This is a genomic window from Pseudomonas graminis (assembly GCF_900111735.1).
Taxonomy (GTDB): domain Bacteria; phylum Pseudomonadota; class Gammaproteobacteria; order Pseudomonadales; family Pseudomonadaceae; genus Aquipseudomonas; species Aquipseudomonas graminis.
The window spans coordinates 44,389-66,341 of the sequence record NZ_FOHW01000031.1; the positions used below are offsets into that span (position 1 = coordinate 44,389).

21 protein-coding genes and 1 pseudogene are annotated in these 21,953 nt (G+C 60.0%); 18 read left to right on the forward strand and 4 right to left on the reverse strand.

Annotated elements, in window-relative coordinates; translation table 11 throughout:
• A partial coding sequence (locus tag BMY98_RS27455) for a hypothetical protein (RefSeq protein ID WP_217648323.1) occupies positions 1-187 on the reverse strand: 187 nt, incomplete at its 3' end.
• Between BMY98_RS27455 and BMY98_RS20270 the strand changes: the two genes are divergently transcribed.
• The 11 genes and pseudogenes from BMY98_RS20270 to BMY98_RS20320 all read left to right on the forward strand — a co-directional run bounded on the left by BMY98_RS20270 (position 186) and on the right by BMY98_RS20320 (position 13,944).
• Positions 186-548, forward strand: coding sequence for a hypothetical protein (locus BMY98_RS20270; RefSeq protein WP_074892113.1), 363 nt, complete (start codon positions 186-188; stop codon positions 546-548). The two genes, BMY98_RS27455 and BMY98_RS20270, sit on opposite strands and share 2 nt — an antisense overlap.
• 188 nt (positions 549-736) lie before the next feature.
• Positions 737-1,696 carry an AAA family ATPase gene (locus tag BMY98_RS20275; RefSeq protein WP_037013687.1) on the forward strand — a complete coding sequence of 320 codons (960 nt, stop codon included), beginning with the start codon at positions 737-739 and terminating at the stop codon, positions 1,694-1,696.
• Positions 1,697-1,700: 4 nt separating this feature from the next.
• On the forward strand, positions 1,701-2,645 hold the full coding sequence (locus tag BMY98_RS20280) for a DUF58 domain-containing protein (RefSeq protein ID WP_074892115.1): 945 nt from the start codon (positions 1,701-1,703) through the stop codon (positions 2,643-2,645).
• On the forward strand, positions 2,642-3,133 hold the full coding sequence (locus BMY98_RS20285) for a DUF4381 domain-containing protein (RefSeq protein WP_074892117.1): 492 nt from the start codon (positions 2,642-2,644) through the stop codon (positions 3,131-3,133). The genes BMY98_RS20280 and BMY98_RS20285 overlap by 4 nt, the downstream gene beginning before the upstream one ends.
• Positions 3,126-4,193, forward strand: coding sequence for a vWA domain-containing protein (locus BMY98_RS20290; protein WP_074892119.1), 1,068 nt, complete (start codon positions 3,126-3,128; stop codon positions 4,191-4,193). Before BMY98_RS20285 ends, BMY98_RS20290 begins: the two co-directional genes overlap by 8 nt.
• Positions 4,190-5,558 (forward strand): annotated as a pseudogene (locus tag BMY98_RS20295) (vWA domain-containing protein); the annotation flags it as partial. The gene BMY98_RS20290 and the pseudogene BMY98_RS20295, both read left to right, overlap by 4 nt.
• 361 nt (positions 5,559-5,919) lie before the next feature.
• Positions 5,920-7,614, forward strand: a complete 1,695-nt coding sequence (locus BMY98_RS20300; protein WP_074892123.1) for a BatD family protein — start codon at positions 5,920-5,922, stop codon at positions 7,612-7,614.
• 202 nt (positions 7,615-7,816) lie between these two features.
• Entirely contained in the window at positions 7,817-9,058 is a 1,242-nt protein-coding gene (locus BMY98_RS20305) for an exonuclease SbcCD subunit D C-terminal domain-containing protein (RefSeq protein WP_074892125.1), read from the forward strand.
• Positions 9,055-12,702: an AAA family ATPase gene (locus BMY98_RS20310; protein WP_074892127.1), complete on the forward strand. Its 3,648-nt coding sequence runs from the start codon at positions 9,055-9,057 to the stop codon at positions 12,700-12,702. The genes BMY98_RS20305 and BMY98_RS20310 overlap by 4 nt, the downstream gene beginning before the upstream one ends.
• A gap of 100 nt (positions 12,703-12,802) precedes the next feature.
• Entirely contained in the window at positions 12,803-13,312 is a 510-nt protein-coding gene (locus tag BMY98_RS20315; RefSeq protein ID WP_074892129.1) for a peptidylprolyl isomerase, read from the forward strand.
• Between the two features lie 2 nt (positions 13,313-13,314).
• Positions 13,315-13,944, forward strand: coding sequence for a glutathione S-transferase (locus BMY98_RS20320; protein ID WP_074892131.1), 630 nt, complete (start codon positions 13,315-13,317; stop codon positions 13,942-13,944).
• Positions 13,945-13,991: 47 nt separating this feature from the next.
• Here the strand turns inward: BMY98_RS20320 and BMY98_RS20325 are convergent, their stop codons facing one another.
• Both BMY98_RS20325 and BMY98_RS20330 read right to left on the reverse strand, forming a co-directional pair.
• Positions 13,992-14,222 carry a hypothetical protein gene (locus tag BMY98_RS20325; protein WP_074892133.1) on the reverse strand — a complete coding sequence of 77 codons (231 nt, stop codon included), beginning with the start codon at positions 14,220-14,222 and terminating at the stop codon, positions 13,992-13,994.
• Positions 14,219-14,410 (reverse strand): hypothetical protein, encoded by a 192-nt coding sequence (locus BMY98_RS20330; RefSeq protein ID WP_074892135.1) that lies wholly within the window; start codon positions 14,408-14,410, stop codon positions 14,219-14,221. The genes BMY98_RS20325 and BMY98_RS20330 overlap by 4 nt, the downstream gene beginning before the upstream one ends.
• Before the next feature lie 563 nt (positions 14,411-14,973).
• On the opposite strand from BMY98_RS20330, the gene BMY98_RS27360 reads away from it, so the two are divergent.
• From BMY98_RS27360 to BMY98_RS20350, 6 genes are all read left to right on the forward strand, one after another.
• A complete protein-coding gene (locus BMY98_RS27360) occupies positions 14,974-15,123 on the forward strand; it encodes a hypothetical protein (RefSeq protein WP_175514195.1) in 150 nt (49 codons plus the stop codon).
• Between the two features lie 5 nt (positions 15,124-15,128).
• A complete protein-coding gene (locus BMY98_RS20335) occupies positions 15,129-19,328 on the forward strand; it encodes an RHS repeat-associated core domain-containing protein (protein ID WP_083398844.1) in 4,200 nt (1,399 codons plus the stop codon).
• Complete coding sequence (locus tag BMY98_RS26985; RefSeq protein WP_074892137.1) at positions 19,322-19,864, forward strand: hypothetical protein; 543 nt, start codon at positions 19,322-19,324, stop codon at positions 19,862-19,864. The genes BMY98_RS20335 and BMY98_RS26985 overlap by 7 nt, the downstream gene beginning before the upstream one ends.
• Before the next feature lie 190 nt (positions 19,865-20,054).
• The gene (locus BMY98_RS20340; RefSeq protein WP_074892139.1) at positions 20,055-20,363 is read left to right on the forward strand and encodes a hypothetical protein; all 309 of its coding nucleotides are present in this window, start codon (positions 20,055-20,057) and stop codon (positions 20,361-20,363) included.
• An 18-nt stretch (positions 20,364-20,381) separates the two neighbouring features.
• Positions 20,382-20,750, forward strand: a complete 369-nt coding sequence (locus BMY98_RS20345; protein ID WP_074892141.1) for an RHS repeat domain-containing protein — start codon at positions 20,382-20,384, stop codon at positions 20,748-20,750.
• A 309-nt stretch (positions 20,751-21,059) separates the two neighbouring features.
• Positions 21,060-21,446: a hypothetical protein gene (locus BMY98_RS20350; protein WP_074892143.1), complete on the forward strand. Its 387-nt coding sequence runs from the start codon at positions 21,060-21,062 to the stop codon at positions 21,444-21,446.
• Positions 21,447-21,588: 142 nt separating this feature from the next.
• Here the strand turns inward: BMY98_RS20350 and BMY98_RS27845 are convergent, their stop codons facing one another.
• Positions 21,589-21,711 carry a hypothetical protein gene (locus BMY98_RS27845; RefSeq protein ID WP_281248197.1) on the reverse strand — a complete coding sequence of 41 codons (123 nt, stop codon included), beginning with the start codon at positions 21,709-21,711 and terminating at the stop codon, positions 21,589-21,591.
• A gap of 41 nt (positions 21,712-21,752) precedes the next feature.
• Between BMY98_RS27845 and BMY98_RS26990 the strand changes: the two genes are divergently transcribed.
• Positions 21,753-21,953 (forward strand): hypothetical protein (locus BMY98_RS26990; protein WP_217648324.1); only part of this gene is annotated, 201 nt, incomplete at its 3' end.

Sequence of the window (21,953 nt, forward strand, 5' to 3'; positions counted from 1 at the left end):
GGACCGGCTTTAGCCGGGAAGAGGCCAGTTTGTGCGCCATCACCCCTGAGCCGGCTTGCTGGCGAACGCGGTGGGTCAGGTTCACCCAACCGTTACCCTGATCGCAAACAGCAATCTTCAGCAAATCTCCCGCAGGACTGGCAAAATCCCACCCTGCCCTGAACCACGCCAGAGGAATCGCCGCCATGCAAATGACCACCGACAGTTTCATCTATAACCCATGCGACGAGGAGGAAGATGATATGGCGCTGGCCTGTTGCCATGGCAGCAGCACCGGCGATCTGTTTCTGCTCGCGCGTTTTCCTGATGAGGATGAGGTCGATATCACGTTTCGTGACGACACCATTCACGTCGAAGACAACATCACCGTCACCCTGAGCGCCACCCGGCTGCTGGTCGAAATCGACGCCGCCGACGCCAAGCCCCTTGGCGGCGATACCGCGTATGAGATCACCCACAGCACCCCCGCCAATGAATTGGCCGAGCTGGACGCCACGCTGCGGATCATCCTCAAGGATGTCGGAACGTACGTCAGCCCGATCAGTTGAGCCCCCCGCCGGCACCGGGCGCCAATTGACGCAAATGTAAGACAGTTCTTGTTTTTGCCCGGTCCTTTGCTGAAAAGCCGAAAAAACCCGCCGACCGATTAGTCGGCGCCCCTGCGATGGATTAAAGTAACGCCCCCAGCTTCGGCGCCCTTTGGCGCTGCTGCCTCTCCTGCCAGGAACTGTCATCGATGGAACATCGTGAAGCGTTGATCGCGCTGCGGACCTTTCTCTCCACCCAGATTCTCGGGCAGGAGAAACTGGTTGAGCGCTTGCTGATCGCGCTGTTGGCCGACGGCCACATGCTTGTCGAAGGCGCGCCGGGTCTGGCGAAGACCAAGGCGATCAAAGAGCTGGCGGAAGGCATCGAAGCGCAATTCCACCGAATTCAGTTCACCCCCGACCTGCTCCCGGCCGACATCACCGGCACCGAGATCTATCGCCCGGAAACCGGCAGTTTCGTGTTCCAGCAAGGTCCCATCTTCCACAACCTGGTGCTCGCTGACGAAATCAACCGCGCGCCGGCCAAGGTGCAATCGGCCTTGCTGGAGGCCATGGCCGAGCGCCAGGTCAGTGTCGGGCGCAGCACCTACGACCTGTCGCCGCTGTTTCTGGTGATGGCGACGCAGAACCCCATCGAGCAGGAAGGCACTTACCCGCTGCCCGAAGCGCAGCTCGACCGTTTTTTGATGCACGTCAAGATCGGCTTCCCGGACGCCACCGTCGAACGCAAGATCCTCCAGCAGGCCCGCGGCGAAGCGCTCAATGGCGAAACCAAGCCCGAGCGTCGGGTCAGCCAGCAGGCGATTTTCGCGGCGCGCAAGGAAATCCTCGGCCTGTACATGGCCGATGCCGTTGAGGAATACCTGGTGCAACTGGTGATGGCGACCCGCACGCCGGCCAAGTTCGATGCCGAGCTGGCCGAGTGGATCGGTTATGGCGCCAGTCCCCGGGGTTCGATTTCCCTGGACCGCTGCGCACGGGCCCACGCCTGGCTGGCCGGGCGCGATTTCGTCAGCCCCGAAGACATTCAGGCGATGGTCTTCGACGTGCTGCGCCACCGCATCATCCTGTCGTTCGAAGCGGAAGCGGCGGGCATCGATCAAGACCGTGTGATCCAGCGCATTCTCGACGTCGTAGCCGTCGCCTGACCCCATGCAACCCTATCTGATCTCCCAACCGGGCATTCGCATCAGCCTCGCCGAGCTGATTGAAATGCGTCATCGCGTGCGGGAAGTGCAGCTGTTTTCCACGCCCAGCCAGCGCAGCCCGCTGATCGGCCTGCACCACTCCAAACTGCGCGGACGCGGGGTCGACTTCGATCAGGTCAGGGTCTATCAGGCCGGCGACGACGTCAGGACCATCGACTGGCGCGTCACCGCACGCACCCAAGAGCCCCACACCAAACTGTTTCACGAGGAACGCGAGCGGCCGATTTTCATCATGGTCGAGCAAAGCCGCCGCCTGTTTTTCGGGTCAGGACTGATGTTCAAGTCAGTCCTCGCCGCCCAGGCCGCCGCGCTGGTCGGCTGGGCCGCGCTGGGCCACAACGACCGGGTCGGCGGGCTGGTGTTCGGTGACAACGAGCATTACGAGATCAAACCGCGACGCAGCAAGCAAAGCCTGCTGCAACTGCTGAACCGGCTGGTGCGGGTCAATCAGTCGCTGCACACCGAAGCCGCTGCCGACCGCGACACGTTCGGCGTGGCCCTGCGCCGCGCGCGGGAGGTGATGCGTCCGGGCAGTCTGGCGATCATTCTGTGCGACGAGCGCGCGTTGTCCGACTCGGCCGAACAGCAACTGGCGTTACTGTCACGGCACTGCGATCTGTTGCTGCTGCCGCTCTCCGACCCGCTGGATCACGCCTTGCCCGCTGCCGGGCTGCTGCGCTTTGCCGACCGCGGCGCGCACCTGGAGCTCGACACCCTGAGCGCCGACCTGCGCCAGAGCTACCGTGCTCAGGGCGAGGCGCGTCAGGCGCGCTGGGAACTGCTGGCGCAGAAGCTGCGCGTGCTGATGATGCCGCTGAGCACCCAACGTGAAATGGTCGAGCAACTTCGCGAATACCTCAACGGCCAGCGCCCGGTAAAACAGCCATGAGTGCGCTGGACCAGTTGCAACCGCTGATCCTGCCGGAGCCGGTCGGGTTCTGGCCGCCAGCGCCGGGCTGGTGGCTGCTGCTGATCCTGCTGCCGGCGCTGGGCTACGGCCTGTGGCGCGCGCGCAGGCTGCTGCCAAAAAAGTCCAGCGTTGAGACCGCCGAGGCATTGGACCCCTTGCGCCAGGCCGCACTGGTCGAACTCGCACAGATGCCCAAACCCTACGACGGCGCTCCGGCCGGTGCCTGGCTGCAACAGATCAACGGCCTGCTCAAACGCCTGTGCCGCAATCACTACCCCTACAGCCAGAGCCACACCCTCAACGGCCGCAAATGGCTGGCGTTTCTCGACAACCGCTGCCCGGCCGCCGGCCTGACGCGCTGGATGATCCTCGTCGAGGGTGCTTACAAGCCGGAATGCAAACTCGATGACAAGGCCATCAACGGCCTGACCCAGTCGGTCGAGACCTGGATTCGCAAGCATGTTTGAATTCGCCTGGCCGTGGCTTTTTGCCCTCCTCCCGCTGCCGTGGCTGATGCGCTTGGTGCTGCCCGCAGCGGACAGTGGCGAAGCGGCGCTGAAAATCAGCTTTCTCCCCGAGCTGGAAGGCCTCGCCGGGCGCCGTGCACGAACCCGTTTGCCGGGCTGGCGGCGTCAGTTGCCATTCATGACCGTGTGGCTCCTGCTGCTGGTCGCTGCCGCCCGCCCGCAATGGCTGGGCGAGCCGTTGCCGGTTGCTGCCAGTGGTCGCGATCTGCTCGTCGCAGTGGATGTGTCGGGATCGATGGATTACCCGGACATGGTCTGGAAAAACGACGAAGTCAGCCGGCTGACACTGGTGAAGACGCTGCTGGGGGACTTTCTTGAACACCGCCAGGGCGATCGCATCGGCCTGATTCTGTTCGGCAGTCAGGCGTATCTGCAGGCGCCGCTGACCTTCGACCGCAAGACCGTGCGCGTCTGGCTGGACGAAGCGCGGATCGGCATTGCCGGCAAGAACACCGCCATCGGCGACGCGATCGGTCTGGCGTTGAAGCGTCTGCGCCAACGCCCGGCCCAGAGCCGCGTGCTGATTCTGGTCACCGACGGCGCCAACAACGCGGGGCAGATCGATCCGAGAACTGCCGCGCGTCTGGCCGCCAGCGAAGGTGTGAAAATCTACCCGATCGGCATCGGCGCAGATCCCGATAAAGGCGCCACCAGCATTCTCGGCCTCAACCCCAGCCTTGATCTGGACGAGCCCGCGCTGCGGGAAATCGCTGCGCTCAGCGGTGGGCAGTATTTCCGCGCCCGCAACGGCGCCGAACTCGCCGGCATCGGCAAGGCGCTGGACCGCCTTGAGCCGGTCGCACAGCAGCCGACCCAGGCACGTCCGGCCCGGGCGCTTTATCACATGCCGTTGTCGATGGCCTTGTTGCTGAGCCTTCTGCTGGTCGTCCAGGAGCGCTGGCCGAACAACCCGGTTTATCGCTTTTTTGCGCGCGGGCCGACGTTTGCGCAGGGCACGCAGTGGCGTCAGCGCTTGAAGCGCCTGACGAGGCGCCCATGATCGAATTCTTCTCCGGTCTCTGGCCCCATTGGTCACGCCCTGCCTGGCTGCTCCTGCTGCCCGCGCTCGGCTGGCTGTTATGGCGGCTATGGAATCGGCAGAAGCGCGTCGGGCGCTGGCAGATGATTTTGCCCAGCGCCTTTCATTCCGCCCTGCTCAGCGGTGGCGGCGGTCGGGAAAGCAAGTTGCCGTGGTTGGTACTGGGTCTCGGCTGGTTGCTGGCGGTACTGGCGCTGCTCGGCCCGAGCTGGCAGCGCGTCGAGCAGAACAGCCAGCGGCCGGTCGATCCACTGGTGGTGATGCTCGAGCTGACCCCGGAGATGCTCGCCGCTGACAGCCCGCCCACCCGGCTTGAACAGGCGCGGCGCAAGGTGCTAGATCTGTTGCAGGCGCGCAGCGATTCACAGACCGCGATCATCGTGTATGCCGGTAGCGCCCACACCTTGGTGCCGTTGTCGGATGATCTGGCGACCAGCAAGAACCTGCTGGATGCGATCAAGCCGTCGATCATGCCCGAAACCGGCCGCCGTGCAGAGCTGGCCGTGCGCAAAGCGCTGGATTTGCTCGAACAGGGCGACCTCGGTCAAGGGCGGCTGCTGTGGATCGGTTCGTCCCTCAGCGACGCTGAACGTCAGGGAATTCGCGCCGCGATGACCGGCCGCGACGCTCCGCCTTTATTGATGCTCGGCGTCGGCACCGCCGAAGGCGCTCCGGTCACCCAGGAGAAAGGCGGTTTTCTGAAGGACGCCCAGGGCGGCATCCTTGTGCCGCGTCTGGACGGGCCGGTGCTCAAGGATTTCGCCGACAGCATGGGCGGTCGCTACACTTCGCTGCGTCTGGACAACCAGGACCTCAATGACCTGGGCCTGCTCGACGGTCCCAAGAGCCTGATCAGCCAGGGCCAGAAAGTGCGTCTCGACCGCTGGGCCGACCAGGGCTACTGGTTGCTGCTGCCCCTTCTGCTGCTGGCCGGATGCGCCGGGCGACGCGGCTGGCTATTGTGTTTGCCGTTGCTGTTGATGGCCGTGCCGCAACCCAGCTATGCCTTCGGTTTCGACGACCTGTGGAGCCGGCCCGATCAACAGGGCGAACACTTGCTCAAGCGTCATCACGCGGCGGAAGCCGCGCGGCATTTCGAAGACCCGCAGTGGCAAGGCGTTGCGCTGTATCAAGCCGGTGACTACGCCGGCGCCGTCCAGCGCTTTGCCCAGGGCAGCAGCGCCGCCGACCACTACAATCGCGGCAATGCGCTGGCCCGAAGCGGTGAGCTGGAAGCTGCCATCGACGCCTATGAACAGGCACTGGAGCGTCAACCGGACTTCCCGGCGGCGCTGGCCAACAAGGCGTTGGTGGAGCAGGTGCTGGCGCAGAACAAAGCGTCGAATCAGGCGAAAGCCGACGAGAAGGCGAAGACTGACGAGAATGCCGACAATGCCCGCGATGGCAATGCCGGACAGTCGTCATCGAGCGCGCCGTCAGCGGCGCAGGATGCCAATGCCGAGCGCTCGGCCAGCGATCAGCAAAGTGCCGCCGACGAGCAGGTTTCCGGCGCAGGATCCGACAGCGATGAGCCTGTGAGTGCCTCCGGCAAACCGGCCGACGGACAGATCGATGGCGAGCAGAAACAGGCGCTCGAACAATGGCTGCGGCAGATCCCCGACGAACCCGGTGAACTGTTGCGGCGCAAATTCTGGTACGAACAACAGCAGCATCAGGAAAAGACCCGATGAGTCGTCTGCACAGGTTGCTGATCGCAGGAATGTTGTGCCTGTTCGCCCTAGTGGCGCAACTGGCACAGGCCGACAGCGCAGGCTCCACGCTGCAATCCAGCGTTGACCGCACGCGCGTCAACACCGGCGAAACCGTTGAGCTGACCCTTGAAACCGACGACGCGACCGTCTTCGGCAGACCGGACATGAGCGCGCTGGACGCCGACTTCGAGGTGCGCGACACCCGCCAGCTCAACAGCCTGACCACGCTGGAAGGCAACGTCCACGCGACGACCCGCTGGCTGATCACGCTGATGCCGCGCCACAGCGGCTCGATCGAAATCCCGTCGCTGAAGCTGGGCGAAATGACCAGCCAGCCAATCGTGCTGCAAGTGGTCGATGTCGGCCCCGTCGCCCAAGGGCAGGAGCAGAAGCTCGCGCCCGTGTTCATGGAGGCGAGCCTGGATCAGGACAGCGTGTATGTTCAGGCGCAGGTCTTGCTCACCGTGCGCATCTACCACTCGGTGTCGCTGTTCGACGACAGCAGCCTGACCCCGCTGCAAGTGCCGGATGCGCGCATTGAAAAGCTCGGCGACACGCGCACGTACGAGAAGCAGATCAACGGCACTCGCCACGGCGTCATCGAGATGCGCTACGCGCTGTATCCGCAGCACAGCGGGAAGCTGATCATCCCGGCCCAGGCTTTCAGCGCCACGCTGGTTCAGGACACCACCGACGCCAGTGCGGCCGCCGCCATGGCGCCGGGCGCAATCGCCAGTGGGCCGAAACCGGGCCGATTGATGCACGTGACGTCGCTGCCCCTGACCCTCGACGTCAAGCCGCAACCGGCGCACTACCCCGCCGACACGCCATGGCTGCCGGCGCGCAGCGTCAGCCTCAGTGAAAAATGGAGCCCGGAACCTGCCCACAGCCAGGTTGGTGACTCCCTAACCCGCACCTTGCAACTGAAGGCCGAAGGCTTGTCGAGCGCGCAATTGCCGCCGCTGCCCGCCACCGACGTCAGTGCATTGCGGCGCTACCCCGATCAGCCGCAACTGAGCAATCAGCCCGGCGAGCGCGGCTTGACCGGCGTACGCGAGGAGCGTGAGGCGCTGGTGCCCAATCGTCCTGGCGCCATCGAAATTCCCGCAGTGGATCTGGTCTGGTGGAACACCCAGGAAGATCACCTGGAGCACAGCGCCCTGCCCGCCCGCACCTTGCAGGTCAGCCTCAACCCGGCGTTTGCGGTGGACACGCCAGTGAGCGACAACAGCAATGTGACGGTGATCGGCCCGCCGGTGTGGCCGTGGCAGTTGAGCACGGTGCTGTTGAGCTTCACCACGCTGCTGGGCTTCGGCCTGTGGTGGCGCGGTCGCTGGCAACCGGCGCTGGCCCGGGTCGCGCAAACGGGGCCGAGTCCGCGTACAGTGCTCGACGATCTGAAACGCGCGTCTCTGGCCAACGACCCCCACGCCACCCGACAGGCGCTGGACGCCTGGGCCCGACAGCAGCCGGAAACCCTGGCCGACATGGCCGCGCGCTTCGTGCCGCTGTCCCATGCGCTGGACGGACTGAATGGCGCGCTGTACAGCGAGACCGAAAAACTGTGGCTGGGCGAAGACCTATGGCGCGCCGTCAAAGCGCTGCCCGCCATCGAGAACCCCCAGGACCCGAGCGGAGGCGACAGCTTGCCGCCGCTTTACCCGAAATGATGCAATTGCTCTTTCTCCCTGTAGGAGCGTGGCTTGTCCCGCGATCTGGCGCGCAGCGGCAGCAGAACCTGCCCGCGCGGTGTGTCATGGTCATCTCGATAAGCGACTTTTTTACGACCGGTCCCCGGTCGATCGCGGGACAAGCCACGCTCCTACAAAGGACGCCGCTGCCGGCGCCACGTATTTAAACCAAGGTACCCCCATGCGTCTGTTCCACACCTCCGACTGGCACCTCGGCCAGAACCTTCATGGTCAGGAGCGAGATTTCGAACACGCCAGCTTTCTGACCTGGCTGCTGGCCCGCCTGGCCGAGCGCAAACCGGATGTTCTGCTGATCGCCGGCGACATCTTTGACACGGTCAATCCGCCGGTCAAATCCCAGGAGCGCCTGTACGACTTCATCGTCAGCGCCCACGAACAGAACCCGCAGCTGACCATCGTCATGATCGCCGGCAATCACGACTCCGGCTCGCGGATCGAATTGCCCGCGCCACTTATGCGACGCCTGCGCACCCACGCGCTGGGCCGGGTGCTCTGGCTCGATGATGGCGTGCTGGATGTCGACCGCCTGCTGCTGCCGCTGAGTAACGCCAAGGGCAAAGTCCTCGGCTGGTGCCTGGCGCTGCCATTCCTGAGGCCTGCCGAAGTGACGGGCGCGGCATTGGGCGACAATTATTTGCGCGGCATCGGACAAGTCCATGAAATGCTCATCGCAGCGGCCAACCAGCGGCGCAAGAAAGGCCAGGCGCTGATCGCCATCAGCCACGCGCACATGGCCGGCGGCTCGGTGTCGGAAGACTCCGAACGCAGCCTGATCATCGGCAACGCCGAAGCCCTGCCCGCCAGCCTGTTCGGCGAGAGCATCACCTACGTCGCCCTCGGGCATCTGCACAAACCCCAGCGGGTCAACGGCGAGGACCGCATTCGCTACAGCGGTTCGCCCATCCCCCTGTCGTTTTCGGAAATCGGCTACCAGCATCAGATCCTCGAAATCGAGTGCGACGGCGACAAGCTGGTCAGCGTCAAACCCCTGCTGATTCCCCGCGCCGTCAACCTGCAAAGAGTCGGCCCGGCGCCACTGGCCGAGCTGTTGCTGCAACTGCGGGATCTTCCGGACATCGATCTGCTGGCCGACGTCGACCGTCAGCCGTGGCTCGAAGTCCGTGTGCGTCTGGACGAGCCGCAGCCCGACCTGCGCAACCAGATCGAAGCCGCACTGGAAGGCAAGGCTGTGCGACTGGTGCGCATCGCCGCCGAATACGCCGGCAAGGGCGGTCGTGATGAAGACGCCAATCAAGACCTGATCGAACTGGACCAGCTGAGCCCGCAGGAACTGTTCAGCCGTGCATGGCAGGACAACTACGGCAGCGAAGTGGATGAGCAGACGCTGCAAGACTTCGCGACCCTGCTTCAGGACGTGCAGCTGGAGAGCGAACAGCCATGAAAATCCTCGCCATTCGCCTGAAAAACCTCGCCTCGCTGGCCGGTCCGTTCGAGCTGGATTTCACCGCCGAGCCCCTCGCCAGCGCCGGCCTGTTCGCCATCACTGGTCCCACCGGCGCGGGCAAAAGCACGCTGCTGGACGCCCTCTGCCTGGCGCTGTTCGGCGCGATTCCCCGGCTCAACAACATCGGCCAGTCCCGCGTGCCGGAGATCGACGGCGACATCAGCACCAACGACCCGCGCAACCTGCTGCGTCGCGGCACCGGCAGCGGTTACGCCGAAGTGGATTTCGTCGGCATCGACAAGCGCCGGTATCGCGCGCGCTGGGAAGCCAACCGCGCCCGCGACAACGCCACGAAAAAACTCCAGGCCAGCCGCCAGACGCTGATCGATCTGGACAGCGAGCAGATTCTCAGCACGCAGAACAAGACCGAGTACAAGACCCTGCTGGAGGCGCGCCTGGGGCTGAACTTCGAGCAGTTCACCCGCGCGGTGATGCTCGCGCAAAGTGAGTTCAGCGCCTTCCTCAAGGCCGACGACAAAGACCGCAGCGAGCTGCTGGAAAAGCTCACCGACACGGCGATCTACAGCCAGCTGGGCCGTCGCGCCTACAGCAAAAGCAAGGAAGCCGAGGAAGCACTGAAAACCCTCCAGGCCCAGGCCGGCACGTTGACGCCGATGGAGCCTGAGCAGCGCGCCGAGCTTGAGCAGCGCTTCAACGACGCCCAACAGCAGCTGAAACTGCAACAGGCGCAACTGCGCCAGCTGGAGCTCAAGCAGCAGTGGTTCAAGGAATTGAATCGCCTGCGCGACAGCCATCAGGCGGCCAACGAACAGCTCGCCAGCGCCCAGCTGACGTGGGACGGCCACAGCGCCGATCGTCAGCAGCTTGCGCTACTGGAGCGTCTGGCGCCCCAGCGGCATCTGTTCAGTCAGCGGTCCAGGCTTCAGGCTCAGCTCGCGCCGCTGACCGCTGCGATTCAGGCCCATCAGCTCAAGCAAACCGGACTGGATGCGCGCATCGCCGAGCTCGACAGCACACGCCTCAGCGCCGACGGCGCGTTGCAGCAGGCGCAGGAACAACTGCTCAACGCGCGGCCGGCCCTGAGTGAAGCCTTCGAGCAACAGGCCCAGCTCAATCATCTGAATCAGGAGCTGCAACAGCTCGGCGAGCAGGCACGCGCCGCGCAGCAGGCCAGCACCGAAGGTCAGTCGACCCTTGAGCAAATGGCCGAGCAGCAGCGGCAGGTCGAAGCACGTTTGCAGTCCATCGCCGAGCAACTGGAGCAAAGCGCATCGCTGACCACCTTGAGTCAGTCATGGAGCGCCTACCGACCGCGTCTGCAGCAAACCGTACAACTTAGCGCGCGCCTGATTCAGGGCCGTGCCGAACTGCCGCAGTTGGAGAAAAACGCCACCCTTGCCGAACAGACCCTAAGCGAGCGCCGCAGCGCCTTGCAGGCGCTGTACGACGACGCCGAGGTCAAGGCCGATGCGGTGAGCAACGAGATCGAACGGCTGGGGCAACTGCTGCAGGACAACCGCCAGCAGCACAACGCAAGCGACTCGCTCGAACGATTGTGGCAGCGCCATCAGGACGTAGCTGTCCGTTTGCTGGATGTGCAAACCCGCCAGCAGCAGGCCACCGAGCGTCGTGCCCAAGGCATCGCCCAAGGCCTGAAACTCAAAGCCGAACATGAAGCCGCCGAGCAGGCGCTGAAGGTCACCGTTGAACTGCTGCAACGCCAGCGTCTGGCCCGCAGCGCCAGTGTCGAGCAACTGCGCGAACAATTGGTCGATCAGCAACCGTGCCCGGTGTGCGGCAGCGAAGAACATCCGTATCACCAGTCCGAGGCGCTGCTTGAAGCGCTGTCGGGTCACGACGACGGCGAAGAAGCACGCGCCCGGCAAACCGTCGGGCAGCTCAGCGAAAAGCTCGCCGAGCTGCGCGCCGAAGTTGCTGAGCTGAACAATCAGCTCAAGCAGTCCAAACCGCAGCAGGACCAACTGGCCGAACAGCTGCAAACCCTGGCGCCTGAGCTGGAAGCTCACCCACTGCATCCGCGCTTGCTGGAGCAACCCGAGCACCTGCGCGGCGACTGGCTGAGCGAACGTCTGCATCAATTGGCTCAGGACATCCAGACCGCCGAGCAGCGCCAGACCCGTCTGCTGAAAGTGCAACGGGATGCCGAATCCCTGCAGCAGCAGGTGCTCGATGCCCGCGAGGCCAGTCAGCAGGCGATGAAGCTGCTGGACGATCAGCAACGCCACATCGCTGTGGACAACCAGGAGTTCGAAGCGGCGCTACAGGAGTTCGAGCCCCTGCTCCCCGCTGAAAGCCTGACGCAATGGCGCGAGTCGGCGACCCAGAGCTTCATGCAGCTGGATAACGACATTGCCGCGCGCGTCGAGCAGCTCGACCAGCAGAAGGCCGAGCAGCAAGAGCACAGCGAGCGGGCGCAAAAACTGGAGCGCGAGCAGATTGCCCAGCAAAGTCGAGAGACAGAACATCAAAAGGTGCAAGCGCAACTCGATGCTCGTCAGCAGAAGCAACAGACGGTGCAACAGCATCTGGCACAGACCCTCGGCGAGCACGCATCGCCCGAGCGCTGGCAGCACGCCCTTGAGCACGCGGTCGAGCAAGCGCGAGAGGCTCAGGCCGCTATCGCCCACGAACTTCAGGCGGCGCGCAGCGAGCTGATCAAGCTGACCGCAGAACTGGAGGGCGAACAACAGCGCTTGCAGGCCCTTGAACAGGAACTGGCAGAACTCGAGCGGCAGATCGCCGAGTGGCGCAGCAGCCACCGCGAGCTCGACGATGCCGCGCTTGAAGCCTTGCTGGGGCTGAGCGACGACAGCGTCAGCGGGTTGCGTCAGCAATTGCAGTCCAGCGAAAAAGCCCTGGAGCAATCCAGGGTTCTGGTGGCAGAGCGCGCGGCGCAGTTGCAGCAGCATCAGGCCCAGCACAGTGACAGTGGCGACGCCGAGCAGTTACTCGCCGCGTTGACCGAAGCGCAGGCGCAATCGGTGGTTCAGGATCAGCTGTGCGCCGACCTGCGCGCCCAGGTCAGCGAAGACAACCGCCGTCGCGACGCGAGCAGCGAGCTGCAAGAGCGCATCACCCACGCGCACGCTGAATACCAGCGCTGGGCCCGACTCAACGCGTTGATCGGCTCGGCCACCGGCGACACGTTCCGCAAGATCGCCCAGGCCTACAACCTTGATCTGCTGGTGCACCACGCCAACGCGCAACTCAAGCAACTGGTGCGTCGCTATCGCCTGAAACGCGGTGGCAGCATGCTCGGCCTGCTGGTCATGGACACCGAAATGGGCGACGAACTGCGCTCGGTTCACTCGCTCTCGGGCGGGGAAACGTTCCTGGTCTCCCTCGCCCTGGCGTTGGGTTTGGCGTCCATGGCTTCAAGCACGCTGAAGATTGAATCGCTGTTCATCGACGAAGGCTTCGGCAGCCTCGACCCCGAATCCCTGCAACTGGCGATGGACGCCCTCGACGGGCTGCAAGCCCAGGGCCGCAAGGTCGGGGTGATCTCCCACGTGCAGGAAATGCACGAGCGAATCCCCGTGCAGATTCAGGTGCGGCGTCAGGGCAATGGCCTGAGCACCGTCGAGGTCAGCAGCGGCTAATCCGTTTTTTCACGACGCACGGACACGCCTGATGGCGTTTCTGTGCAACCCTGTACCCCTTGCGCGACAGTCGCGCCAAACTCGAAAGAAGGTAAACCACGTGGCAAATTCCAAAGTATTTTTCGACATCACTGCCAACGACGAGCCAATGGGCCGCATCGTCATGGAACTGCACAACGACGTCGTTCCGAAAACCGCTGAAAACTTCCGTGCCCTGTGCACCGGCGAGAAAGGCGACGGCCTGAGCTACAAGGGTTCGTCGTTCCACCGCGTGATCCAGAACTTCATGCTGCAGGGCGGTGACTTCACCAACCACAACGGCACCGGCGGCAAGTCCATCTACGGCAACAAGTTCGAAGACGAAAATTTCACCCTCAAGCACACCGCCCCAGGTGACCTGTCGATGGCCAACGCTGGCCCGAACACCAACGGCAGCCAGTTCTTCATCACCACCATCGTCACCGAATGGCTGGACGGCAAACACGTCGTGTTCGGCAAAGTCGTTGAAGGCATGGACGTGGTCAAGGCCATCGAAGCGCTGGGTTCGCAATCCGGCCGCACCAGCAAGAAAGTCGTCATCGCCGACTGCGGCGAACTGACCGAGGCCTGAGTATGACGTCGGCGCCTCATGCTGAACTGACGGCGCCGACGCTCTACTCGTTCCGCCGCTGCCCCTACGCCATGCGCGCTCGCATGGCGCTGGGGTATTGCGGCGTACCGGTGGCCACGGTGGAGGTCAGCCTCAAAGCCAAACCGGCCGAGATGCTCGAACGCTCACCAAAAGGCACGGTGCCGGTGCTGGTGCTGCAAGACCGGGTGCTGGAGCAAAGTCTGGACATCATGGGCTGGGCCCTGGCGCAGCATGACCCGGACGATTGGTCCCTGGCCCAGGACCCTGACGGGCAGCGGCAGATCGCCGAGCTGATCGCGGAAAACGACAGCAGGTTCAAGCAGGATCTGGATCACTACAAATACGCCGTGCGTTATCCCGAATTCACCCAGGAACAATACCGCCAGCGGGGAGAGAGGTTTCTGCGCAGGCTGAACGAATTACTGGCGTCACGGGACTTTCTGATCACCGATCGACTGACCCTGGCCGACATCGCCATAGCGCCGTTCATACGGCAGTTCTGCGCGGTGGATGCGGACTGGTTCTGGCAAAGCCCCTACCCTCACCTGCAAGGCTGGTTACAGCGATTTCTCGCATCGGACCTGTTCATCACCGCGATGGCCAAGGGCTGACTGCAGCCGCGTTTGTTAATTGCTAAACCACTTCGCCGCCCACTTCGCTACGCCACTTCCAACTGAAAGATCGGCGAAATCATTTTGCTATGCCGTGGCGGCGGATTACCGGTGTTGAGCTTCTGCGAGCGCTGCATCTCGACCGCTTCCGCAACTTCGGTCCTGAACTCCATGCTGCGCGCCACACCGCCCACCGACCCTTCGCCATGGCCGAGCAATGAGCAGCCGTTGTTGATCACAGCAAAGAACACAATCACCCAGAACTTCGCGCCTTTCACGACGCACGCCCCTGGGACTGAACAGCCGCGCGATTGAGTTCAATGGAAGCTGTTTGCGTCGACATCTGCGACGCGGCATTAAGTTGTGGATTCATGCTGATGACGGTAACCACTGCGATGAAAACAATATACAACGCGATGGCGGTATAAGCGCCGTGTTTGATTGAATTGAGGATGGCAGTGGCCATGATTGAAGCTCCGGGACGTGTCTGTTTCAGGCGCCCAGAATGCGTGAAGGTGCTCTTGTTAAAAAACGATGGCGGACGATTCAAAACATCAATGGGGTTGATTATTCAGGGACTTAATCACGCCCATAGATAACCGCGTTCTCCCCGCACATCACCAACCCTGTGGGAGTGACCGGGGTGGCGCTCCACCTTGCTCGCGAAAAGGCAGTGGAGATCTGCACCAAGTCGACCCCATCTGTAATTCTCGTCCTACGTAACGGTAGGAATGCAACTGCGTTCACTGCGACCTCGCATCGTGGCGCGTCGTCGCCTTTTTAGCGACGATTCCTCCAACGTTCAGAGCCGTGTGAGTTGGCGAATCGACGCGCCGGGTTGACAGGGCTAGGTGCATGAGTGTCTTCTTTGGCACGCCGAAACATCTGTAACGAATTTGAGACTGTGACGACATTTGCGCGTGACGTTAGCGATCATGCAAAAAAGAGCGTCAGCCCCGGAAAGGCTCGTAACCTGTTGTTGCTGAGCATGGCGGTAGCGTTCTGCCCCGTGCCTTCAAGGAGATTTTCATGATGATGGACCCTCCCGCTTTTCTCACGCCCCACACCCGCCGCGAGTTGAAGAGTGCCAGACAAAATCAGAACCGGATCAACTTGCTCGCCGGTTTCAAGATAATGCAACACGGCCAGCCCGTGCCCGACGCCAGCGAACAGGAGTAGCCCTCATGTTTGAAGCCGCTCGGTTCGGTGATGAGATATCGCACACCGGCGCCTTGGGGGGATTTCTCCTCGGCGCTGCCTTGGGCATTGCGCTGGTGGCCACAGTTGCTATCGCCACCTTCACCTGTGGTTTTGGCGTTGCGCTTCTCGCAGGGATGGCAGCAGGTGTTGGAGGTAGCCTGCTCACTGCTGCGGGAGAAGCCTTGGGTAGTTTATTTTCGTCCCCTTCCGGCACGATCGTAACCGCTTCGCCCAACGTCTTCGTAAACAGTCGCCAAGCGGCGCATGTTGCCCAAAGTCTAGGCGCATGCAGCAAGCATCCGGGGGCGCCCGCGCAGGTAGCCGAGGGGTCCACCAACGTCTTCATCAACGGCACAGCGGCGGCGCGCAAAAAAGACAAGCTCACCTGTGGCAGTACCATCTCCAGCGGCTCGGATAACGTATTCATTGGCGGCGGTACCTACCGTTATTTGCCCGTCGACGATGAAGTCCCCGCCTGGCTGCGCACAACCGTCGATGTATTGATGGCGGTGGCCGGTGCTGCCGGAGGCATCGCCCAACTGTTAAAACAGGGCGCACAAGCCGGCATGAAAGCGGTGATGCCCTGCGTGATGAAATTCACCGCAGGCTTTGTGGCGGGTGAAGTCGCCAGTCGCTATGTGGTGGGTCCGGCTATCGAGCGTGCGGTCGGTGGCCATGCAGGCAACCCTGTTGATCTAACCACAGGCCGTAAATTCATTCCCGAGGAAGTCGATTTCAGCCTGCCCGGTTTGATGCCGATCGAGTGGTCGCGGTTCTATGCCAGCGATCTGACCGTGGACAGCATTTTGGGTCGGGGCTGGATCCTGCCTTGGGAGCAGAGCCTGCGCCGCAAAGGTAGCTTCGTTTACCTCACCGATAATCAGGGTCGCAGTGTTCCATTCGTGAATGTCGAACCGGGCCAGCGGATCTATAACCCCCACGAACAGGTTTATCTGGTCTGCACCGAGGGCGGGCATTACCTGCTGCAAACCCTCGACAACATCTTCTTCTACTTTGGCGAAGTCCCGGACGAGAACACGCCCGCGCCGATCCAGCGCATCGAAAACGCCCTGGGGCATTTTCTGCATTTCACCTACACCGTCGACGGTTCGCTCACTGACATCAGTGCCACTGGCGGCGTGCGCGTTCATCTGGAATATGACAATCCGCTGGGACGCCTGACAGACGTCAAACGCGTGGTCGACAACCTGGCTGTGGAAACGCTCGTCCAGTACCGCTACGACGACAACGGCCAGCTCACGGAAGTGATCAACCGCAACGGCGATTCCATGCGCCGTTTCAGCTACGCCGACGGCGTGATGGTCAGTCACAGCAACGCGCTGGGCCTGAGCTGCAACTACCGCTGGGAGACCATCGACGGTCAGCCGCGCGTTGTAGAGCACTGGACCAGCGATGGCGAGCACTTTCATTTCCGCTACGACTTCAAAAACCGCACTTCGTGGGGAGTTGATGTCCTGGGCCGCGAACTGGAAGTGCAGTACAACGAAGATCATCGCGTCGTCGCCAGCCGTGACTACGGTGGCGAGCGTTACGCGGTCGAGATCGACGACAACGGCAACATGACCGGACTGATGCTGCCAGACGGCAATCGTCTGACGTTCAAGTACGACGAATACTCGCGACTGATAGAAGAGACTGACCCGCTCGGTCGGACCATCACCTACGGCTACCACCACCTGACCACGCTTGTGTCGTTGGTCTCTTATCCAGATGGCAGCACCTGGAAAGCGCGCTACGACAAAAAAGGTAACCTCATCGCCGAAGTCGATGCACTCGGCCACAAAACCGAGTACCTCAACAGCGAAGACGGCCTGCCGCACACGATCATCGACGCGACCTACAAGTCGAAATATCTCTGGTGGAACACGTTCGCTCAGGTCGAGCGTTTTCAGGATTGCTCCGGTAAAAGCACCTTTTACGCCTACGACGACCGGTCCCACCTGATCGCTGTGACAGATGCGCTGAACCAGACCACACGACTTGAGCGCAAACCCGACGGCGAAGTGGTGCGCATCGAGCACCCTGACGGGACGGCTGAGTCGTTTACCTACAACGCCCTCGGCCAGGTGCTGACGCACACCGATGGCAAGGGTCAGACCACGCGGCTGTTGCGCACGGCGCGCGGTTTGCCTTCAAGCCGACAGGATGCAAAGGGTCAACGCATTCGCTACGAATACGACAAGGCGACTCGCCTGACCGCGCTGGTCAACGAGAACAATGCGGCTTATGAGTTTGATTACGATGCCTCGGATCGTCTGATCGAAGAGAAACGCATCGACAACCTCACGCGTCGGTTTAGCTACAACCTGGGTGGGCATCTGACGCGTGTTGATGAGATCGGCTACGGAGAACGAGCGGAAAGACCGCAACGCAGTACGGAGTTTGAGCGTGATTTGATTGGGCGGCTGCTGGCCAAGGTCAATCAGGATGCGCGGCAGGACTACAGCTACGACGAAGGCGACCGGCTGCTGTCGATTGAGCGCTTGCCTACAGCGATTGGTAAAAAGCTTGGCATCGGCGAAGAGAAGCTGGAATTTGTCTACGACCTGCTTGGCCGCCTCACCAAAGAGACCACCCCCCAAGGAACGCTGGCCTACGAGTACGATCCGCTCAGTAACCTGACCACGCTGACGTTGCCGACGGGCCAGCACCTGAACCATCTGTATTACGGCAGCGGCCACCTGCACCAACTTAACCTTGACGGTCTGCTGATCAGCGACATGGAGCGCGATGATCTGCACCGCGAGGTTTATCGCACGCAAGGCAAGCTCACCAGTTGCTTTGGTTACGACGCGATGGGGCGCAAGAGCTGGCAGTTCGCATCGACGATACCTGGCGAAAAGCTGTCGCAGATCCACAACCCCGGCAATAACAGCCTGCTGATCGACCACGCCTACAACCCTATCCACCGCCGCTACCAATACGATCCGGCTGGCGAACTGACCCGCACCCTCGACAAACTACGCGGCGAGATCAAATACGAATATGAAGCGAACGGCCAGCTGCATAGTCGTGACACCGGGCGCCTGGTGGATAGCGAAGAGTTCCGGTATGACGCAGCAGCTAATCGCCTGAATTTCAATACCAGCCAGTTTGATCACGTCAAAGACAACCGCATCAAGCGTTGGCGCGATCAGGAATATGCCTACGACGCCTGGGGCAATCTGGTTGAAAAGCGCTCAGGGCTGAGCAAGCTGCAGACGTTTACTTACGACTGCGAAAACCGGCTGGTGCGTGCGGAAACAATGGTTAACAGCCAGGTGCACAGCGTTGGCTCCTACAGGTACGACAGCCTGGGTCGCCGGATTGGCAAAACGTCTGAGATCGAGGGGCGAACCGAGCACAAGCATTTTCTCTGGCAAGGCCTGCGAATGCTGCGTGAGGAAACGCCGTGGCAGAGCAGCCTTTATATTTACGAGCCAGGAAGCTACGCGCCACTTGCCCGGGTTGACCAGAGCGAAGGTGAGGCAGAGCAGAAGCTCTACTACTTCCACACTGATCAGATTGGCACGCCGCTTGAGATGACCGACGTTGAAGGCAAGATTGTTTGGCAGGCGACCTACAAAGCGTGGGGTGAGGTCGAATCGCTTGCGGTGAGTGAGGTTGAGCAGAATCTGCGGTTTCAGGGTCAGTACTTTGACGATGAAACGCGGCTGCACTACAACACGTTCAGGTACTACGATCCTGAGGTTGGACGGTTTATCACTCAGGATCCAATAAGTATTCTTGGCGGGATGAATCTGTATCAATATGGCTTAAACCCGCTAAGCTGGCTCGATCCACTTGGTTGGGCAGGTAATCCGGCGAATGCTACACACATTACTTATGAAGGCATCAAAGACGGTAAGCCATATGTAGGCTATGCGAGCAAGCCAGGGTTAGGACATTCCGCACAAGATGTCTTGGACTATAGGTACTCTAGTGTCGCCCATTTCGATTCTGACCCCAAGCCATTCTTCGTGAAGGATGGGCAAGAGGGTAAGGATATTGCACGTGGCCTGGAACAGCGAAGATTTGAAGCGCATAATGGTTTGCTGGGTACATCTAATAAGCAAAATCCGGTAGGCAAGAATAATCCTAATGGGCCTCGTTACTTGGCGGCTGCAGATGAATATTTGGCCGGTTCAAACAAAACTGGTGGTGTTAAAGGAGTCGCATGTTGAAAAGTTTGAAGTGGGAAGATGATCGTGTGTTGAGTATCTGTGTAGGGGAAAACCTATTCACGCTGGCGCAGATGAGGGCTAATTATCTGCTCGAGGTATTTGACGTATTTAGAACTGATGATAGCTGGGAAGGAGTTGATCTGAATTCGGCTGAAATCATCTTTTGTATTTTTATATCTCCAAAAAATTTAAAAAGTATTTTTTCGGATAGACCAGTTGAGAGTTCAATATTGAAGAATCAACGAGCGATTAGGAAACGTATGCTGTCAGCCAATCTTGGCGCACCCGGCAGCATGAGCGCAGACTTGATAGATCTTTCAAGTTCGTTTTCTAATATAGATGGCAATATTGTCAGGGAGCGGCTAACTCCAGAAAAAGATTCTGAGTTGATTTACAAATATGAATTTTGCGGTATGGCTGGAAATCCTGACAGGATATTAAATCGACTAAAGCTTTATCATCAAACTGGAGTGAATTGGGATGAGACTAAAAAGGTAATATTTCCTGATCTTCCGCCCCCGGCTCCTTCACGTTAGTCGATAGAGGCTCGATATCTATGATTGGGCTCTGTATCTTCAAGTTATGCGGTTTGGAAAAGCGATCCCATTGCCTAGGAAATTGAAGTCGGGTTTGTTCCCAGGCTTGTATTAAGTGTGGTGGCAAATAAACTCTTTATTGTTGGTTTGTACGAATTTCTCAGTAATGTAAATTAGTAGGAGAATTGCCGTGAGTGGCGTTGATTACGACATACTGTACCAGCAACTAAACCTTCTCGAAGGAGAAAAGCAGTTTTTAGAAAAGGTAAAACCTTTCTTGCAGGAACTTATAGTTGACCTATCCAACCTTCCCGCCTCAGTCAATGGCTTGAGCCTGCTCCCGCTTTTCAAGCGCTGCTTGCTCAAGATCAATGATTATGAGGAGGAAATCGAGACTGTAGAGCGCGATTCCTTATTGGACGTGATTTATCGGTTGGGAGAATTGGTGGGACTGTCTAGGGAAAGCGAGTTTGCTGAGGAATGGCGAGGAGATTGGTAATTGCCGTAATGTCCGCGCTTGCTGTCTGCGATACTAATAAGTGATGTGCTGTGCCTCGCACTGGAGGTGTATTGGTGCGAGGACCGCCTTGTCATCGCCATCCGCGATTATGGCGGCGAACGTTACGCGATGGGCCTTGACGAAGCTGGCAACCCGATCGGCATCACGCTACCCGATGGTAGTAATCTGGCGTTCAAGTACGACGACTTCTCCCGCCTGACGGAAGAGACCTATCCGCTGGGCCGCAAAAGTCGCTACAAAGACCACCTCGGTACGACGCTTGAGATCGAATCACGTTCCCCGACGGTAGTGTTTGGCTTGTGCTTGCAAATACGATGGTCAACAGCAAGGTGCATAGCGTTGGCACGTACCGGTATGACAGCCTGAGTCGGCGGGTTGGGAAGACGTCTGAGATCTAGTGTCGTGAAGCCCGGGAATGTAAATAGCGCTATCTCCGAAGAGACACATACCTCGGCGGCGTCTTCGGGGATAGCCCATTTACATCTTGGACGCGTGATCCGAAAGTTGCTAAATGGTGGGAAGAAAAGGACGGGGCGGGAGGCGTTGTGCTAGGTACTCCTACGGGAGCTCCCAAGCCAGGTGATGCGTGGGCATGGAAGTTTTCTCCAGATGCTTATGGTGAGTCAGAAGTGCTACTGCAAGGGAGTCGATCTGGCCTAAAGGTGTTTAATCCAAATGAACTCTAAAGATTTATTAGAAAACGCAGACTTTGAAGGGTTCATTAAATCTGGCCACTTTGATCGCCGAACTGCTGAGGTGCTAGCTAAAGCGAAGGTTTTAAATGGCCGACTCCCTATTCCTTTAGATGTAAATAGCTACAACGAAGAGGAGTTGCCGACAATCCGTTCCATAATAGAGTTTCGCGCTAATAACCTAAAATCTCAGGGGCGCGTGCTCAACGGTGCGACAAAGTGCCTGCAATCTCTGAGAGGCCAAGATAATTCTGATAGGCGGGCTTGGGTAGTGACGAAAATTCAAGAAAACATCCTGATTTTTATCGTCAACGTGAGGGCTTACGAAATTGACGGATGCATGTCTTTACAAGTTGTCGAGCCGGATTAGAGCACGCCGTTAACGGTGTGAAAGTCCCTATTTTTATATTGATTCATCAGCGCTGGCCCGCATTCGACCACTGCAGCGCGTTTAACTAGGCCTCACTGCAAAAATAAGAAAAATGAAGACAGGCAAAGTAAATGTTAAAGACTTACCCTATGAACTGCATCACACAGACGTTCCACAGCGTGTTGGCGGCGAAGGTGTACATGGTAGTTCCAACCTGACTGAGGTTGATCGCTGGCAGCATACCGCTGTGGACAAGTTTAGGCACGCAGGTTCCGAATTGTTGGAAGTGATTAAGGGAGTGAACTCATGGTAGATGTGGATAAGAGCTATATTTTATTTAGTTCAGTGGTCATCGAGATTGCATCGAAAAAGTTTAATGCCGGAGTCAGTCATGAGGAAGCTGAGCCGTTTGTAAAAGCGCTGTATGAAAAATATATTGGTTTGAATCTGCCGCAGCCGGATTTGACGTGGATTTCGGCAACGCCCAAGTCAGCAAAAGCTTGGGTT

Excerpts from the sequence above, each read along its gene's own strand:
- BMY98_RS20275 (WP_037013687.1), top strand. The coding sequence starts at position 737 with ATGGAACATCGTGAAGCGTTGATCGCGCTGCGGACCTTTCTCTCCACC.
- BMY98_RS20335 (WP_083398844.1), top strand. The coding sequence starts at position 15,129 with ATGTTTGAAGCCGCTCGGTTCGGTGATGAGATATCGCACACCGGCGCC.
- BMY98_RS20330 (WP_074892135.1), bottom strand. The coding sequence starts at position 14,410 with ATGGCCACTGCCATCCTCAATTCAATCAAACACGGCGCTTATACCGCC.
- BMY98_RS20320 (WP_074892131.1), top strand. The coding sequence starts at position 13,315 with ATGACGTCGGCGCCTCATGCTGAACTGACGGCGCCGACGCTCTACTCG.
- BMY98_RS20270 (WP_074892113.1), top strand. The coding sequence starts at position 186 with ATGCAAATGACCACCGACAGTTTCATCTATAACCCATGCGACGAGGAG.
- BMY98_RS20310 (WP_074892127.1), top strand. The coding sequence starts at position 9,055 with ATGAAAATCCTCGCCATTCGCCTGAAAAACCTCGCCTCGCTGGCCGGT.
- BMY98_RS20290 (WP_074892119.1), top strand. The coding sequence starts at position 3,126 with ATGTTTGAATTCGCCTGGCCGTGGCTTTTTGCCCTCCTCCCGCTGCCG.
- BMY98_RS20305 (WP_074892125.1), top strand. The coding sequence starts at position 7,817 with ATGCGTCTGTTCCACACCTCCGACTGGCACCTCGGCCAGAACCTTCAT.
- BMY98_RS20300 (WP_074892123.1), top strand. The coding sequence starts at position 5,920 with ATGAGTCGTCTGCACAGGTTGCTGATCGCAGGAATGTTGTGCCTGTTC.
- BMY98_RS27360 (WP_175514195.1), top strand. The coding sequence starts at position 14,974 with ATGATGATGGACCCTCCCGCTTTTCTCACGCCCCACACCCGCCGCGAG.
- BMY98_RS20350 (WP_074892143.1), top strand. The coding sequence starts at position 21,060 with ATGAACTCTAAAGATTTATTAGAAAACGCAGACTTTGAAGGGTTCATT.
- BMY98_RS20280 (WP_074892115.1), top strand. The coding sequence starts at position 1,701 with ATGCAACCCTATCTGATCTCCCAACCGGGCATTCGCATCAGCCTCGCC.
- BMY98_RS26985 (WP_074892137.1), top strand. The coding sequence starts at position 19,322 with ATGTTGAAAAGTTTGAAGTGGGAAGATGATCGTGTGTTGAGTATCTGT.
- BMY98_RS20285 (WP_074892117.1), top strand. The coding sequence starts at position 2,642 with ATGAGTGCGCTGGACCAGTTGCAACCGCTGATCCTGCCGGAGCCGGTC.